13 protein-coding genes are annotated in these 16,106 nt (G+C 65.2%); 11 read left to right on the top strand and 2 right to left on the bottom strand.

The window, feature by feature from the left end:
- Positions 1-83 precede the first annotated feature (83 nt).
- The 6 genes from AC1DRD_RS20300 to AC1DRD_RS20275 all read left to right on the top strand — a co-directional run bounded on the left by AC1DRD_RS20300 (position 84) and on the right by AC1DRD_RS20275 (position 7,615).
- Positions 84-1,043, top strand: coding sequence for an ArsR/SmtB family transcription factor (locus AC1DRD_RS20300; protein WP_478042811.1), 960 nt, complete (start codon positions 84-86; stop codon positions 1,041-1,043).
- On the top strand, positions 1,043-1,981 hold the full coding sequence (metF, locus tag AC1DRD_RS20295) for a methylenetetrahydrofolate reductase (protein ID WP_478042810.1): 939 nt from the start codon (positions 1,043-1,045) through the stop codon (positions 1,979-1,981). The genes AC1DRD_RS20300 and metF overlap by 1 nt, the downstream gene beginning before the upstream one ends.
- 91 nt (positions 1,982-2,072) lie before the next feature.
- Entirely contained in the window at positions 2,073-3,119 is a 1,047-nt protein-coding gene (locus AC1DRD_RS20290) for a homocysteine S-methyltransferase family protein (RefSeq protein WP_478042809.1), read from the top strand.
- A 100-nt stretch (positions 3,120-3,219) separates the two neighbouring features.
- Positions 3,220-5,880, top strand: coding sequence for a methionine synthase (gene metH, locus AC1DRD_RS20285; protein ID WP_478042808.1), 2,661 nt, complete (start codon positions 3,220-3,222; stop codon positions 5,878-5,880).
- A gap of 85 nt (positions 5,881-5,965) precedes the next feature.
- Positions 5,966-6,379 (top strand): nuclear transport factor 2 family protein, encoded by a 414-nt coding sequence (locus AC1DRD_RS20280; protein WP_478032081.1) that lies wholly within the window; start codon positions 5,966-5,968, stop codon positions 6,377-6,379.
- A gap of 300 nt (positions 6,380-6,679) precedes the next feature.
- Positions 6,680-7,615 (top strand): right-handed parallel beta-helix repeat-containing protein, encoded by a 936-nt coding sequence (locus tag AC1DRD_RS20275; protein ID WP_478032083.1) that lies wholly within the window; start codon positions 6,680-6,682, stop codon positions 7,613-7,615.
- Between the two features lie 108 nt (positions 7,616-7,723).
- On the opposite strand, the gene AC1DRD_RS20270 is transcribed toward AC1DRD_RS20275, so the two are convergent.
- Positions 7,724-8,077, bottom strand: coding sequence for a VOC family protein (locus AC1DRD_RS20270; protein ID WP_478032084.1), 354 nt, complete (start codon positions 8,075-8,077; stop codon positions 7,724-7,726).
- Positions 8,074-9,714 (bottom strand): alkaline phosphatase family protein, encoded by a 1,641-nt coding sequence (locus tag AC1DRD_RS20265; RefSeq protein ID WP_478042807.1) that lies wholly within the window; start codon positions 9,712-9,714, stop codon positions 8,074-8,076. The genes AC1DRD_RS20270 and AC1DRD_RS20265 overlap by 4 nt, the downstream gene beginning before the upstream one ends.
- Before the next feature lie 79 nt (positions 9,715-9,793).
- Between AC1DRD_RS20265 and AC1DRD_RS20260 the strand changes: the two genes are divergently transcribed.
- The 5 genes from AC1DRD_RS20260 to AC1DRD_RS20240 all read left to right on the top strand — a co-directional run bounded on the left by AC1DRD_RS20260 (position 9,794) and on the right by AC1DRD_RS20240 (position 16,086).
- On the top strand, positions 9,794-11,830 hold the full coding sequence (locus AC1DRD_RS20260) for a protein-disulfide reductase DsbD family protein (protein ID WP_478042806.1): 2,037 nt from the start codon (positions 9,794-9,796) through the stop codon (positions 11,828-11,830).
- Entirely contained in the window at positions 11,830-12,666 is an 837-nt protein-coding gene (gene bla, locus AC1DRD_RS20255; protein WP_478042805.1) for a subclass B3 metallo-beta-lactamase, read from the top strand. The genes AC1DRD_RS20260 and bla overlap by 1 nt, the downstream gene beginning before the upstream one ends.
- A 201-nt stretch (positions 12,667-12,867) precedes the next feature.
- Positions 12,868-14,307: a circularly permuted type 2 ATP-grasp protein gene (locus tag AC1DRD_RS20250; RefSeq protein ID WP_478042804.1), complete on the top strand. Its 1,440-nt coding sequence runs from the start codon at positions 12,868-12,870 to the stop codon at positions 14,305-14,307.
- Positions 14,308-14,452: 145 nt separating this feature from the next.
- Positions 14,453-15,388, top strand: coding sequence for an alpha-E domain-containing protein (locus AC1DRD_RS20245; RefSeq protein WP_478032093.1), 936 nt, complete (start codon positions 14,453-14,455; stop codon positions 15,386-15,388).
- Positions 15,388-16,086 (top strand): transglutaminase domain-containing protein, encoded by a 699-nt coding sequence (locus AC1DRD_RS20240; protein WP_478032095.1) that lies wholly within the window; start codon positions 15,388-15,390, stop codon positions 16,084-16,086. The genes AC1DRD_RS20245 and AC1DRD_RS20240 overlap by 1 nt, the downstream gene beginning before the upstream one ends.
- Positions 16,087-16,106 lie beyond the last annotated feature (20 nt).

The following is a 16,106-nucleotide window of genomic DNA, read 5'->3' as shown; positions in this document are numbered from 1 at the left end:
GCACCCTCACACCGCTACCGCCGCCCCGTTCCGCGCGCAACGCGTTGACGGCATATAAAGATATCTTTATATCTCTATCTGACATGCCGAACGCTCTCGACATCTTCCGCGCGCTTGCCGATTCGACGCGGCTGCGGATCGTCGCGCTGGTGCGCTCGATGGAGCTGTCGGTCGGCGAACTCGCGCAAGTGCTGGGACAAAGCCAGCCACGAGTCAGCCGGCATGTGAAGATATTGTCCGATGCGGGCATCGTCGAGCGCCGCAAGGAAGGCAGCTGGGTGTTCGTCGCGATGGGCGCGCGCGATGTCGCCGCACCGCTCTGCATCGCGCTCGATGCCTGGGAAGGCGACCGCGCGCATGCTCGTGCCGAGGCCGATGCGGCACGGCTGGCGGCGGTGCGCGCCGACCGTGCGGCGCACGCGGCGGGCTGGTTCGAGAGTAATGCCGGCGAGTGGGACGCGATCCGCTCGCTGCACATCGCCGAGGAACAGGTCGAAGCGGCGATGGCCGCGGTGCTCGGCGATGCCCGGGTCGAGCGGCTGGTCGATATCGGCACCGGCACCGGCCGCATGCTCGAATTGTTCGCCGGTCAGGCCGATCATGCGCTCGGCATCGACCGCAGCTCCGAAATGCTCCGGCTGGCGCGCGCCAAACTGACCGAGCGCGGGCTCGACAATACCGAATTGCGCCAGGCCGATCTCTACGCGCTGCCGCTCGATAGCGGCACGGCGGACCTCGCGATCCTGCATCACGTTCTTCACTTCGCGCAGACGCCCGACGCGGCGATCGCCGAGGCGGCGCGCGTGCTCAATGCCGGCGGCCGGTTGCTGATCGTCGATTTCGCGCCGCACGGGCGCGAGGAATTGCGGATTCGCGACGCGCATGCGCGTCTCGGCTTTTCGGACGAGCAGATGCTTGGCTGGTTCGAGCATTCGGGGCTCGCGCCGGTGCGGACCGAGACGCTCGAGGGCGGCGAACTGACGGTGAAATTGTGGCTGGCGCGCAAGGCAGGCGCGCCGGCGCGTATAGCGGAGGCAGCGTAATGGTTTCGGTCAAGCAGATGGCGGAGGCGCGGCTGGCGCTGGCGAGTCCGTTGTTCGCGGATGTCGCGGGCGATGCCCAGGTCAGCTTCGAATTCTTCCCGCCCAAGACCGAGAAGATGGAAGAGACCCTGTGGGAGTCGCTGCAGACATTGAGCCCGCTCGCCCCGCGCTTCGTCTCGGTAACCTATGGCGCCGGCGGCTCGACCCGCGAGCGGACGCACGCGACCGTCGCCCGGATCGCGCGCGAGACCAATATCCCGGCCGCCGCGCACCTGACCTGCGTCGAGGCGACCAGGGAAGAGATCGATCAGGTCGCCGACGATTATTGGAATGCCGGCGTGCGCCACATCGTCGCGCTGCGCGGCGACCCACCGCGCGCGGGCGAGAAATATGCCACGCATCCTGGCGGGTATGCGAATGCCGCCGATCTCGTCGCGGGGCTTCGCAAGCTCCATCCGTTCGAGATTTCGGTCGCGGCCTATCCCGAATGCCATCCGGACTCGCCCGATGCGGCGGCGGACATCGACAATCTCAAGCGCAAGCTCGATGCCGGCGCCAGCCGTGCGATCACCCAGTTTTTCCACGAGGCGGAGACGTTCTTCCGCTATCGCGATGCGCTCGCCGCGGCGGGCGTCGACGCGGAGATCGTTCCGGGCATCATGCCGGTGATGAATTTCGCCAGCGTCCAGCGCATGTCGGCGATGTGCGGCACCGCGGTGCCGAGCTGGATGGGCCGCCTGTTCGACGGGCTCGACGATCATCCCGCGGCGCGCCAATTGGTGGCGGCGACGATCGCCGCGGAATTGTGCCGGCGGCTCTATGCGGGCGGCGTGCGCAATTTCCATTTCTACACGCTCAACCGCGCCGAGCTCAGCTACGCGATCTGCCATTTGCTGGGGATCCGGCCCAAGGACGCGGCGAAAGCGGAAGCGGCTTAGGTCGTCGCCCCGGCGAAGGCCGGGGCCGCCGAGTTGACTGGCGCGAGATAACTTAACGGCCCCAGCCTCCGCCGGGGCGACGGGAAGAACTATGACACCACGTGAAAAACTGCTCGCGGAAGCCGCGAAGCGCATCCTGATCACCGACGGCGCGTTCGGCACCGAGATCCAGAACTGGAAGCTCTCGGAAGCCGATTATGCCGGCACGCTTGGCCTGAGCCACGACCAGAAGGGCAATAACGACATCCTCGCGCTGACCAAGCCCGAGGTGCCGGCATCGATTCATCGCGCTTATTTCGAGGCGGGCGCGGATATCGCCGAGACCAATACTTTCTCGGCCAACCGCATCAGCCAGGCCGATTACGGCGCCGAGCATCTGGTCCGCGAGATCAACCTCGAAAGCGCCAAGATGGCGCGCGCCATCGCCGACGAGTTCGAGGCCAAGGACGGCCGTCCACGCTTCGTCGCCGGCGCGATCGGGCCGACCAACAAGACATTGTCGCTGTCGCCCGACGTCAACGATCCCGGCTATCGCGAGATCGACTTCGATTATCTCAAGGACGTTTATCGCGAACAGATCGACGCTTTGGTCGAAGGCGGGATCGATTTCGTGCTGATCGAGACGGTGTTCGACACGCTTAACGCCAAGGCCGGCGTGATGGCAGCGATCGAGGCGGGCGAGGCGCTTGGCCGCGACTTGCCGATCATGCTGTCGATGACCTTGACCGATCTGTCGGGCCGCAACCTGTCGGGGCACACGGTCGAGGCGTTCTGGCATGCGGTGCGCCATGCCAAGCCGGTGACGATCGGGCTCAATTGCTCGTTCGGCGCCGAGCAGCTTCGGCCGCACGTCAAGACGTTGAGCGGGATCGCCGACACGCTGATCATGGTCTATCCCAATGCCGGCCTGCCCAACGAACTCGGTGCCTATGACGAGGAGCCGGCGACCACTGCCGGGCTGGTCGGCGAATGGGCCGAAGCCGGACAGGTCAACATCCTCGGCGGCTGCTGTGGCTCGACGCCGGCGCACATCAAGGCGATCGCGGATGGGGTGAAGGGACTGACCCCGCGCAAGATCGTCACGCCCGAGGTACGGACGCGGCTCGCGGGCCTCGAACCGATGATCATGGCCGCCTGAGCGCAACCGTCACCCCAGCGAAAGCTGGGGTCTTTGATTGATAGCGCGCGTCTGCTGCGTGAGATCCCAGCTTTCGCTGGGATGACGAATTGGGAAAATAATGACGACCACCACGCCTTCCTCCGCCAATTTCGTCAATGTCGGCGAGCGCACCAATGTCACCGGGTCGGCGGCGTTCAAGAAGCTGATCATGGCCGGCGATTATGCCAAGGCGGTCGAGGTTGCGCGCCAGCAGGTCGAGAATGGCGCACAAGTGGTCGACGTCAATATGGACGAGGGCCTGCTCGACGCGGTCCATGCGATGACCACCTTCCTCAAGCTGATCGCCGCCGAGCCCGATATCGCGCGCGTGCCGGTGATGATCGACAGCTCGAAATGGTCGGTGATCGAGGCGGGGCTGAAGTGCGTGTCGGGCAAGCCGATCGTCAATTCGATCAGCATGAAGGAAGGCGAGGAGCAGTTCCTCGACCATGCCCGCAAGTGCATGGCTTATGGCGCCGCGGCCGTCGTCATGGCGTTCGACGAGGTCGGCCAGGCCGACACAAGGGAGCGCAAGGTCGAGATCTGCGAGCGCGCATACAAATTGCTCACCGGAATCGGCTTTCCGCCCGAGGACATCATCTTCGATCCCAACGTGTTCGCGATCGCGACCGGGATCGAGGAGCACAATAATTACGGCGTCGACTTCATCGAGGCGACGCGCGAGATCAAGCAGCGCTGCCCGCACGTCCATATCTCGGGCGGCCTGTCCAACCTGAGCTTCTCGTTCCGCGGCAACGAGCCGGTGCGCCGCGCGATGCACTCGGTATTCCTCTATTATGCGATCCCCGCGGGCATGGACATGGCGATCGTCAACGCCGGCCAGCTCGACGTTTACGACACGATCGATCCCGAGTTGCGCCAGGCGTGCGAGGACGTCATCCTCAACAAGGATCCCGATGCCGGCGAACGGCTGGTCGCGCTTGCCGAGAAGTTCCGCGGTACCGATGTGGCGGCCGAAAAGGCGGCCGAGGAATGGCGTAGCTGGACCGTCGACAAGCGGCTCGAACACGCTTTGGTCAAGGGCCTCGACCAATATGTCGTCGAGGATACCGAGGAAGCGCGGCTACAGACCGCGCGCCCGATCGAAGTGATCGAAGGTCCGTTGATGGACGGGATGAACGTCGTCGGCGACCTGTTCGGATCGGGCAAGATGTTCCTGCCCCAGGTGGTGAAGTCGGCGCGCGTGATGAAGAAAGCGGTGGCGCATCTGCTGCCCTTCATCGAGGCGCAGAAGGAGCCGGGCGCCAAGGGCAAGGGCAAGATCATCATGGCGACCGTCAAGGGCGACGTCCATGATATCGGCAAGAACATCGTCGGCGTGGTGCTCCAGTGCAACGGCTTCGACGTGGTCGATCTGGGCGTGATGGTGCCGTGGTCGAAGATCCTCGAGGCGGCGAACGAGAACGATGCCGACATGATCGGCCTGTCGGGCCTGATCACGCCGAGCCTCGACGAGATGGTCACCGTCGCCGAGGAAATGAAACGCGCCAAGATGACGATGCCGCTGCTGATCGGCGGCGCGACGACGTCGAAGGTGCACACCGCGCTGCGCATCGCGCCCGCCTATGACGGTCCGGTCGTCCATGTGCTCGACGCCAGTCGCGCGGTCGGCGTCGCGACCACGCTGGTGTCCGACACCCAACGCGACGATTATGTCATCAAGATCGCCGACGATTATGCCGCCGTGCGCAAGTCGCGCGAGAATAAGGGGCAGAATGAGCTGCTGCCGCTGGCGCAGGCGCGTGCCAATGGCTTCAAGGCCGACATGGCGCTGAAACCGTCGGCGCCGAAACAACCCGGCCGCCATGTCTTCGCCGATTGGGATCTGAGCGACCTGCGCGAATGCATCGACTGGACGCCGTTCTTCCGCGCCTGGGAACTTGCCGGCACTTATCCCAAGATCCTCGATGACGAGATCGTCGGCGAAAGCGCGCGGTCGTTGTTTGCCGATGCCAACAAGATGCTCGACAAGATCGTCGCGGAAAAGTGGCTGACCGCGCGAGCTGTGGTCGGACTGTGGCCGTGCGCGCGTTATGAGGACGATGTCGTGGTCGCACCCGAGGGCGACTGGACCGCCGAGCAGTTGCGCAGCTTCGATTTCCTCAACATGGCCGACGACGAGAGCCATGTCCGTCTGCCGTTCCTGCGCCAGCAGATCGCCAAGCGCGAAGGCCGGCCCAATATGTGCCTCGCCGATTTCGTCGACCCGGCGGGCGACTGGCTCGGCGGTTTCGCGGTGTCGATTCACGGCATCGAACCGCATCTCGCGCGGTTCAAGGCGGCGATCGACGATTATTCCGATATCCTGCTGAAGGCGCTTGCCGACCGCTTCGCCGAGGCGCTGGCGGAGCGGCTCCACCAGCATGTCCGCACCACGCTCTGGGGCTATGCCGAAGGCGAGCAGCTGACCAACGAGGCGCTGATCCGCGAGCAATATCGCGGTATCCGTCCAGCGCCGGGCTATCCCGCGTGCCCCGACCACAGCCTGAAACCGATATTGTTCAAGCTGCTCGACGCGCATCATGCGACGGGTATCAGCCTGACCGAAAGCTTCGCGATGCTGCCGACCGCGGCGGTCAGCGGCTTCTATTTCGGTCACCCGCAGGCGGAGTATTTCGGCGTCGCGCGGATCGGCCGGGACCAGGTCGAGGATTATGGCGCGCGGCGCGGGACGGACCTGCCGACGACCGAGCGGTGGCTGCGGCCCAATCTCGACTGAGATCGCGTCCGAAACGGAGGCATCTCGCGTGGATGCGGAGGTCCTCGGCTGGTAACCTTCCCCCGATAGAAATGGGGAGGGACTAATGGCCGATCGTGATGCCGTGCTCGCAGCAATCGACGCCGCTTATGCCGCGCGCAAACGGGGCGACAAGGAAGCGCTCGCCACGCGTTTTGCGCCGGGCGCCACCTTTCGGCTCGTCGGCCGAAGCGATGTCATGGGATTCGATGTGGGGCCGGTCGACGCGCTGGGCGCGATCAACGAGTTGATCGACCTCTTCACTTTCCACGAGATGGAGCGGCTGCACGTCGCGGTGAATGATCATACCGTCTTCATGCACTGGCGTATCGATGTCTCCGCACGCGGCGGTGAGCGAGACGTCACCGAAATATGCGACATCTGGACGCTGGACGACGACTTGAAGGCGGTGTCGCTGGTCGAGTTCGCCGATACCGCGACGATGGCGCAGATGGCCGCGAGTGCGATGGCGGCTGGGTAGTGCGCGGGGATTGCGCAACTCTTTCCCTCTCCCCTTGTGGGAGAGGGAGGGAGCCGACGTAGTCGGCGGAAGGGTGAGGGGGACTCTCAGCCACCTCGCAGACCCCCCCTCATCCTTCCGCGCCTTCGGCGCTCCCTCCTTCTCCCACAAGGGGAGAAGGAATTTGTCTCCCATTGGGTCATCGCTCGACGTGATTCACATCTGAGGCGATCACGCGCAGCGGAAAGGCGGAATTAACCGTCATTCGCCCTTCTGTCGGCACGCCGAGCGTAGAATAGCCACGCGCGAAGGAGTCTCCCAATGCGCCCTGCCCTGTTCGCCCTGCTCCCGTTACTCGCCGCAACACCCCTCCAGGCCGAGCCGGGTGCCGCGCCGTTCACCGTGCAGGAAACCGGGCAAGGCTTCGCCAATCTCGACGATGCGGTGCAGTCGATCCGGATGGGCACCGCGACGATCGTGATCGCGCCCGGTGTCTATCACCAATGCACCGTCCAGGCGGGCGGCAACATCACCTTCAAGGCGGCCGAACCGGGCAAGGTGATCTTCGACGGCGAGGCGTGCGAAGGCAAAGCGGCGTTCGTGCTGCGCGGACTGTCGTCGGTCGTCGACGGCATCGTTTTCCGCAACATGCGCGTGTCGGACGGCAACGGCGCCGGCATCCGCACCGAGATGGGCAACCTGACCGTGCGCAACTCGATGTTCCTCGACAGTCAGGAAGGCATTCTCGGCGGCCAGCCCGCGGGCCAGCAGATCGTCATCGACCGCTCGACCTTTTCCGGGCTCGGCCAGTGCGACGAGACGGTCGATTGTTCGCATTCGATCTATCTCGCGAACAAGGGATCGGTGACGATCACGCGCTCGCGCTTCGAGCGCGGCACCGGCGGGCATTACGTCAAATTGCGGGTGCCCAATCTGTCGATCACCGACAACAGCTTCGACGACAGCCAGGGCCGCAAGACCAATTACATGATCGACTTGTCGGAAGGCGGCACCGGACTGATCGCGCGCAACACCTTCGCCGACGGACCGAACAAGGAGAATTGGACCGGCTTCATCGTCGTCGCGGCGGAAGGGCGGACCTATCCGTCCACCGGGCTGAAAGTCGTCGACAATGTCGCGACCCTCGCGCCCAATTTCGCCAAGAGCCCGGCGTTCGTCGCCAATGTCGGACGTGATCGGTTGGAGGTGGGCGAGAACCAATTGGCGGCGGGCATCCGGAAATACGAGGAGCGCTGAAGGTCGTTACTCTAAGTGCTCCTGCGAAAGCAGGAGCCCAGGGTTACAGAGGGAATCGCTTGCGACCCTAGGCTCCTGCTTTCGCAGGAGCACTGAAAGCGGATCGTTTTAAGGCCGATTAGACAGCTGAAACCGGTTCTTGTCGGGATCGTCGCCGTCGCACAGATGGAGATCGCCGAACACCTTGACCGGCCCCATCTTGGCTCCACGCGACACCAGATCCTCGCGTGCCTTGGCGACATCGTCGGCGTGAAAGACGATCTTGTGCGGGCCCTCGAAATCGGGACCGATCTTGACGCCTTTGCCTGCGGCATGGATCGCGATGTTGCAGCCGCCTGCGGCCAGATCGGCCCAGCCATCGTCCCCCTCGACGACCTCCAGCCCGAACATGTCGCGATAGAAATCGCGCATCGCGGCGAAATTGTGCGTGAAGATGATCACGCGGCGCATCGCGTAGCTCATGGGCAGGTGCTCCCCGTGCCGCCGTCGAGATCGAGGCAGCGGCCGTCGACATCGCCCGGCTTGAGCGCGAAGCCGAGTACGCCGGCCAGGCTGGGCATGATGTCGACCGTTTCGATCGACAGCGGCTGCTCGAACCCCTTCATCCCCTTGCGCCAGAACAGGATCGGCACGCGGCGGTCATAATCCCAGGGCGATCCGTGCGTCGCCACCGCGCCGGGATAATCGCCGGGCGGGATCGCGGTGATGCGCGGCTTCAGGAACACGACGAAATCGCCCGACCGCGAAGGATCGAACGAGGCGCGCTCGCGCTGGAGCAACGTCCAGCCCTCGGGCGGGCCTTCGGGCAGCGGCGCGGCGGCGATCTCCGCCTGGGTATAGACCGCGGCAACCTGCGGATCGGCGCGGTAATGCGCGACGGCGGCGGCGAGCACCTTGGCGCGCTGGTCGCCGGTCAGCTTGGGGTCGATCCAGACGTCGCCATTGGTGACGCCGTACAGGATGCGACCGGTCAGCCCCATGTCCTTGGCGATCACCTCTCCAACGGTCTTGGGCGTCAGTGCGAGCGCGACACGGTCGGCCATCGGCATCGCACGTTCACGTTCACGTTCGGGAATGTCGTTGCCGCCATGATCGGCGGTCAGCGCGACGACATAGTCGACGCCGGTCTTGTCCAGCGCGGCGAACAATTTGCCCAGTGTCTGGTCGAGATTGGCGAGCTGGATGCACATCTCCGACCCTTCGGTGCCGTAGGTGTGCCCGACATAATCGGTCGCCGAAGCGCCGATCGTCAGTATGTCGGTCGACTTGCCGTGCCCGAGCTTCATGTCGCGGACCATGGTGGTGGCGAGCCCGACGATCGCGCTGTCGAAGGCGGGCGAGGCTTTCCATTTAGGTTCGACATTGGCGGCCCGTTCGAACCGGCCGGCGCCGACGGTCTGGCCGTTGGCGACCATTGCGCGGTCGACCGGCTTGCACCAATCGGGCTCGGCGAACGCGGCGCCGGGCTTGGCGATCTCGGCCTTCGTCGCGGCGTTGGCGGCGGTCACCGCGGCAGGCTCGGCGCGGCCGGCATAGGAAATGAAGCCCTTGCCGTCGCGCCAGAACCAGAGCTGGTCGACCCTGTGCCCGCCCATCATGATCGCGGCGCGATCCTTGCCCGCGATCGACACCGTCCGGACGTCGGGGTCGGCATCCTTCATTCGTTCGCCGAGCGTGGGCACGCGCAGGTGAATGTCGGAGGCGACATAGTCCTTGGTCGAGCCTTTCGACGGATCCTCGGCGCAATAGATCGATCCGGGGCGCGGGCCGGTCCATTCGTACCACTCGTTGGCGATGATCCCGGTCCGCGTCGGGCGATCGCCGGTCATGATCGTCGAATGGCCGGGACAGGTTTCGGTTGCGGCATGGCTCTGGAATCCGGCGGGGAAAACCGCGCCGTCGAGCAGGCGCTTGAACCCGCCAGTGAACCGATTGCGATATTCGGCGAACAGATCGGCGGAGAATTGGTCGACCGAGATCACCACGACGAGCTTCGGCGGTGGCGCCTTGGCGGGTGCGGCGGCCGGCGGGGCGTCCTCTGCGGCGAGCGGCGCGGCAACGAGCGCGAGGGCGAGCGGGACGAATTTGGCAAGGCGCATCGGGGGAAACTCCGCTGGCGGGCTGGGCGAGGCGATGAAGGACCGCTAAGGGGCGGACGTGTCAGGTACAAGAGGTCGCATGCGCGCGTTCGGTTTCGTCCCCGTGACAATGATGCTGACGATGATGCTGGCGATCTTCGCCTGGGCCGCTCCGGCGTCCGCGCAAGGCGATCCGGCGAACGATCCGCCGCCGCATCTGAAAATCCAGCTCGTCGCGGAGACAAGCACGCCCAAAGCGGGCAGCACGATCAACCTCGCGCTCGATAGCCGGCCGCAGCAGGGTTGGCATGGATACTGGCAGAATCCGGGCGACGCCGGATTTCCGGCGAAATTCGCCTGGACGCTACCAAGCAATGTGACCGCGGCCGATCCGCGCTATCCGGCGCCGCAGCAACTGATCGTCGCCGGGTTGATGAACTATGTGTTCGAGCAGCCTTATGCGGTGATCGTACCGCTGACCGTGCCCCAGGGATTGGCGACGGGAACCCGGCTGCCGATCAAGCTGCACCTCCAATATCTCGTTTGTACCAAAACCTTGTGCGTTCCCGAACAGGCCGATCTCGCGACGGAGCTGGCCGTCGGCGACGGGCAGCCCGACCAGGCGCTGGCGCCGCAATTCGCGCAATGGAGGCGCGCATTGCCGCAGCCGCTGGGATCGCGCGCGACCTATCAGGCGCAAGGCGGCGCGGTGCGGATCGCGATCCCCTATCCGGCGGGCGCCGCCGGGGCAGGGGCCTATTTCTATCCGATTACTGCCAATGCGATCGACTATGCCGAACCGCAAAAAGTGGTGCGCGACGGCGATCGGCTGATCGTCACGACCAAGGGCAAGGGCGCGCCGGGCCCGATCGAGGGCGTGCTGAGCATCGACGGTCATGCACTGGCACTGACGGCGGCCCCCGGCGTCGTTCCGGCGCCGACTGCGACTGCCGGTGGGAGCGATTGGTCGACCGCCTTGCTCGCGTTTCTCGGCGCCGTGCTCGGCGGCCTGATCCTCAACGTCATGCCTTGCGTGTTCCCGATCCTGAGCCTCAAGGCATTGAGTCTGGCGCGTGCCGGCGGCGACGAGCGCGCGGCGCGGCACGAGGCGCTGGCTTATGCCGGCGGCGCGATCACGGTATGCCTCGCGCTTGGTGCGGCGATCCTGGCGCTGCGAGCCGGCGGCAGCGCGGTGGGCTGGGCGTTCCAGTTGCAGGACCCGCACGTCGTCATGCTGCTGTTGCTGCTAACCGTCGCGATCGCGCTCAACCTCGCCGGCGTGTTCGAAGTGCCGGTGCCCGGCTTCGTCAACCGGACCGGCAGCGCAGGCGGCGCGTTCGTCACCGGTGCGCTCGCCGCGTTCGTGGCGACGCCGTGCACCGGGCCGTTCATGGCGGCATCACTTGGCGCTGCGTTGATCTTGCCCTGGCCCGCCGCGTTGGCGGTGTTCGGAGGCCTGGGGCTGGGCCTTGCGCTGCCCTTCTTGCTGCTCGGGTTCGCACCGGCGCTGCGCAAGCGCCTGCCAAGGCCGGGTGCGTGGATGGATACGCTACGCCGCATCCTGTCGATCCCGATGTGGTTGACCGCGGTCGCGCTTGCCTGGGTGCTGGGCAAGCAGGCTGGCGTCGACGGCATGGCGCTGGCGCTGCTCGTCTCACTGAGTGCCGGCATCGTTTTGTGGGCGGCGGGACGGCGGCAGGCGAAGGGCCTGGGCTTTGGCGCGGTAGCCTTGGTGATGCTGGCCTTGGTCGCGGTGGCGGGCGTATGGTTGGTGCGCGATCATCCCAGCCAAGCGGCTGTCGTCGGCGCGGGCGAGGAGAAGTTCAGCGAGGCGCGGCTCGCCCAGTTGCGCGCGGAAGGGCGTCCGGTCTTCGCCTATTTCACCGCGGATTGGTGCCTGACCTGCAAGGTCAACGAGCGCGTCGCGATCGACACCGATGTCGTCCATGCCTCGTTCAAGGCGAAGAACGTCGCGGTCCTGGTCGGCGACTGGACCAATGGCGATCCGGTGCTCGGCCGCTTCATCGAAGCGCATAATCGCGCGGGCGTGCCGCTCTATCTTTATTATCCCGCGGGCGGCGGCGAACCGCGTATCCTGCCACAGGTGTTGAGCCAGTCGCTGCTGGAGGAGTTGTGATGATCGTCAGAATGCTGGGCGTGACCATCGCCGCGCTCGCGCTCGTCGCGGCAGCGCCAGCGAACGATCCGCCGGCCTGGACTCAGCCGACGGCGCCGTTCCGCATCGCCAGCAACATCTATTATGTCGGGACCGCAGGCCTCGCATCCTATCTAATCGCCACGCCCAAGGGACTGATCCTGCTCGACGCGACGATGGAGGAGAATGTCCCGGCGATCGAGGCGAACATCAAAGCGCTCGGCTTCAAGCTGTCCGACATCAAGATCCTGCTCAACAGCCATGCGCATTTCGACCATGCCGGCGGGCTCGCGGCGATGAAGCGCGATACCGGCGCCAAGCTCGACGCGATGGAAGGCGACGTCTGGGCGCTGGAGAACGGCAAGCATTTCGGCGATCAGAATTATGTCGGCACCTTCGCGCCGGTTAAGGTCGATCGTCACCTCAAGGACGGCGACAAAGTGGCGCTGGGCGGGGTGACCATGACCGCATTGGTGACCGCCGGGCATACACGCGGATGCACGACCTGGACCACGACGGTGAAGCTGAAGGTGGGCGTAAAGAGTGTAGTGTTCCCGTGCAGCCTGTCGGTTGCCGGCAACAAGCTCTACGGCAACAGGACCTATCCCGGCATCGTCGCCGATTACCGCGCGAGCTTCAAACGGCTCGGCGCGATGAAGGCGGATATCGTGCTGACGGCGCATCCCGAACTGTCGGACGTTATGGGGCGTAAGGCGAGCGGGAAGTGGCTGACGCCGGACCTGCTGCCCAAGATGGTCGCGGAGTCCAAGGCGGCGTTCGACAAGGAACTGCTCAAGCAGGAGGCGATCGCGAAATAAGGCTGCATTCTTCGAGGGCGCGCTTGGCTGTAGCTCCCCCGCGGCTCTCTTCGTTCGCCGAGCATCACCGGAAATCTGCGCCCCGCGCAGATTTCTTGTCGGTGATGCTTGTGCGCCGCAGCATTCCATTGCAGCATGGAACTCTGACACCTGGCGGGGCTTTGGCATTTGGTGGGAATTGGGCCGGCGTTTGACGAGATCATGGGCACTTCGGGTGCTGCGCTCGTTCGTCCCGAATTGACCGCGCTCGGCGAATGGCTCGACACCACCGACGCCGCCGAACTCAAGCGCCGCCAGCAATCGGCCGAAGTCACCTTCCGCCAGCTCGGCATCACCTTCGCGGTCTATGGCGATGAGGATGCGAGCGAACGGATCATCCCGTTCGACATCGTACCGCGCGTGTTCCTGGCCGACGAATGGTCGCGCCTGTCCGCGGGGCTGGTGCAGCGGGTCGAGGCGATCAACGCCTTTCTCGACGACATTTACGGCGCCCGTCGGATCATGAAGGACGGCGTCCTTCCCGAGGATTTGATCTTCGGCAATCCGCAATTCCGCCCCGAAATCGCCGGGATGCGGCCGCCGCACGGCATTTGGGCGCATATTTGCGGGATCGACCTGGTGCGGACCGGACCCGACGATTTCTTCGTGCTCGAGGACAATGCGCGGACGCCGTCGGGCGTCAGCTACATGCTTGAAAACCGCGAGGCGATGTTGCGGCTGTGCCCGGAGCTGTTCCGCCAGTTCCGCGTCGCCGCGGTCGATTCCTATCCAGACCGCCTGCTCCAAACGATGAAGTCGGTCGCGCCGCAGGGAACGGGGAGCAACCCGGTCTGTGTCGTGCTGACGCCGGGCCATTTCAATTCGGCTTATTACGAGCACAGCTTCCTCGCTGACTCGATGGGCGTCGAACTGGTCGAGGCGGCGGATCTGGTGGTCGACGACGACATCGTGTGGATGCGGACGATCGCCGGGCGGGTGAAAGTCGACGTGATCTATCGCCGGATCGACGACGATTATCTCGATCCTCTGGTGTTTCGTCCGGACTCGATGCTGGGCGTGCCGGGGCTGATCGCCGCCTATGCGGCGGGCAATGTCGCTTTGCTCAACGCGCCGGGCAACGGCATCGCCGACGACAAGGCGATCTATTCCTATATGCCAGAAATCGTGCGCTATTATACTGGCGCCGAGGCCAAGCTGCCCAATGTCCAGACCTTCCGCTGCCGCGAACCCGATGCGCTGAAATATGTTCTCGAGCATCTCGACGAACTGGTGGTGAAGCTGGTCGACGGATCGGGCGGTTACGGCATGCTGGTCGGGCCGACCGCGTCGAGGGATGAGATCGAACGGTTCCGCGCGGCGTTGATCGCCGAACCGCATCGCTACATCGCGCAGCCGACCTTGGCTTTGTCCACCGTGCCGACATTGGTCGAGCAAGGCCTCGCCCCGCGCCACGTCGATTTCCGACCTTTCGTGCTGACCGGATCGAAGGGCGTGCAGGTGGTGCCAGGCGGATTGACCCGTGTCGCGCTGCGTGAGGGGTCGCTGGTGGTCAATTCGTCGCAGGGCGGCGGGACCAAGGATAGCTTCGTGTTGCTCGACAACGGCCCGGCGCATTTTCAGGTACAGGGAGGGGCGGCATGACCTTCCTCAACACCTCCCCGGCGAAGGCCGGGGCCCAGCTTCGGCGACTTGAGTTAGCCCGGATTGTCCTCGCCAACGAAACGCAGCGGAACTGGCCCCCGGCCTTCGCCGGGGAAGCGTTCGGGATTGGACGAGGGTACCATTGATGCTCTCTCGCACCGCTTCCTCGCTCTACTGGCTCGGCCGCTATGTCGAGCGCGCCGACTTTATCGCCCGCCTGGTCGAGGCAACAGTCCGCCTCGACGTCCTCTCCCCCCGGCCCGCTGGCGATATAGCGTGGGCCAGCGCGCTCGCGGTGATCGATGCGCAAGAAGCGTTCGAGGCCTCGGGGGCGACGATCGGGCAGCAGTCGGTGGCGCGCTTCCTGACGCTCGACGCCAGCCATCCCGGGTCGATCGTGCGATGCCTCGACAAGGCGCGGACCAATGCGCGCGCAGTGCGAACCGCACTGACCCGCGACGCCTGGACCGGAATCAATCGCGCCTGGCTGTTGTTCGACAGCCGCTCGTCGCCCGGCGGCGCCACCGCGACCCTCAATCTGGCCGAGGCAGTCAAGGCGGAGACGCGCGGGTTCGAGGGCGCGATCCACCGTATGCTGCGCAACCAGACGACCTGGTTCATCCGGCTGGGTCAGGCAATCGAGCGCGCCGACAACACCGCGCGGCTGCTCGACGTCAAATACCATATCCTGCTGCCCGAGGATGAGACGGTCGGCGGCGTGGTCGATCGCGACCAATGGACCACCATCCTGCAAACCGTGTCGGCAGTGACCGCCTATCGCTGGCTCTATTCGGACGGCCTGTCGCCGGCCAACGTCATCGACTTGCTGATCGCGCGCCACGAGCTGCCGCGCAGCCTGGCCGCCTCGGTCGAGGAATCGGTCGAATTGCTGTCGCTCCTCGCCAAGCGCACCGGGCACCATGGCGAGGCCGATCGCATGGCGCGGGGGCGGCACGCGCGGATGATGAAGACGCGGTCGGCCGACGTGATCCTGGGCGGGCTGCACCAATATCTCGAGACCTTCATTGCCGAAAATGCCGATCTGCACTTCGCGATCGGGCGGCAGTTCAAGTTCGCCTGATGCGGATCGTCGTCGATCACACCATCATCGTCGACTTCCCCGTTTCGTTGCCGCGCGTCACCTTGGCGCTGCGCGTTACCCCGGAGGACAATCACGACCAGACCGTCGCCGGCTGGCGGATCGGTCCCGATTGCGACGCCCGCCTCAACGTCGGGCGCGACGGTTATGGCAATATCCTGACGATGCTCTACGCCGACGGTCCGCTCAACCGGATCGAGATCCATGTCGGCGGCGAAGTGTTCACCGGTCCATCGAGCGGCATCCTCAGCGCGGCGCACCCCGAACCCTTGCCGCCGTCGCTGTTCCTGCGCCAATCGTCCGGCAATGCGGAGGCGCCCGACCTTGCCGCCCTCGCGATCGACGCGATCGACGAAGCGGAGGGCGATATCGATCGCCTGCATCTGCTCAACGTGGCGCTCCATCGCCGTGCGGAGGAGTCCGGTGCGGACGTTCTGGCTGCGATGTTCGTCGCGGCGGCGCGGCGCTTGAACTATCCGGCGCGATGCGTGTCGGGCTATTTCGCGCGCGATGGCGGCGCGACGCCGCATTTCTGGGCCGAAGCCTATGTCGCCGATGTTGGTTGGGTTGGCTTCGATCCCGCGATTGGCCTGTCCGCGGGCGAGGATCATGCACGGGTCGCCAGCGCGATCGATCTCAGCGGCGTGGCGACAGTGATTGGGGGCCGTATTAGGCTTTAGCTCTTCCCCCGAAAGGGAGG

The organism is Sphingomonas sp. P4_G2 (assembly GCF_056401155.1).
Note: the sequence above shows the minus strand (reverse complement) of the source record. Positions and strands in the feature narration are given on the sequence as shown.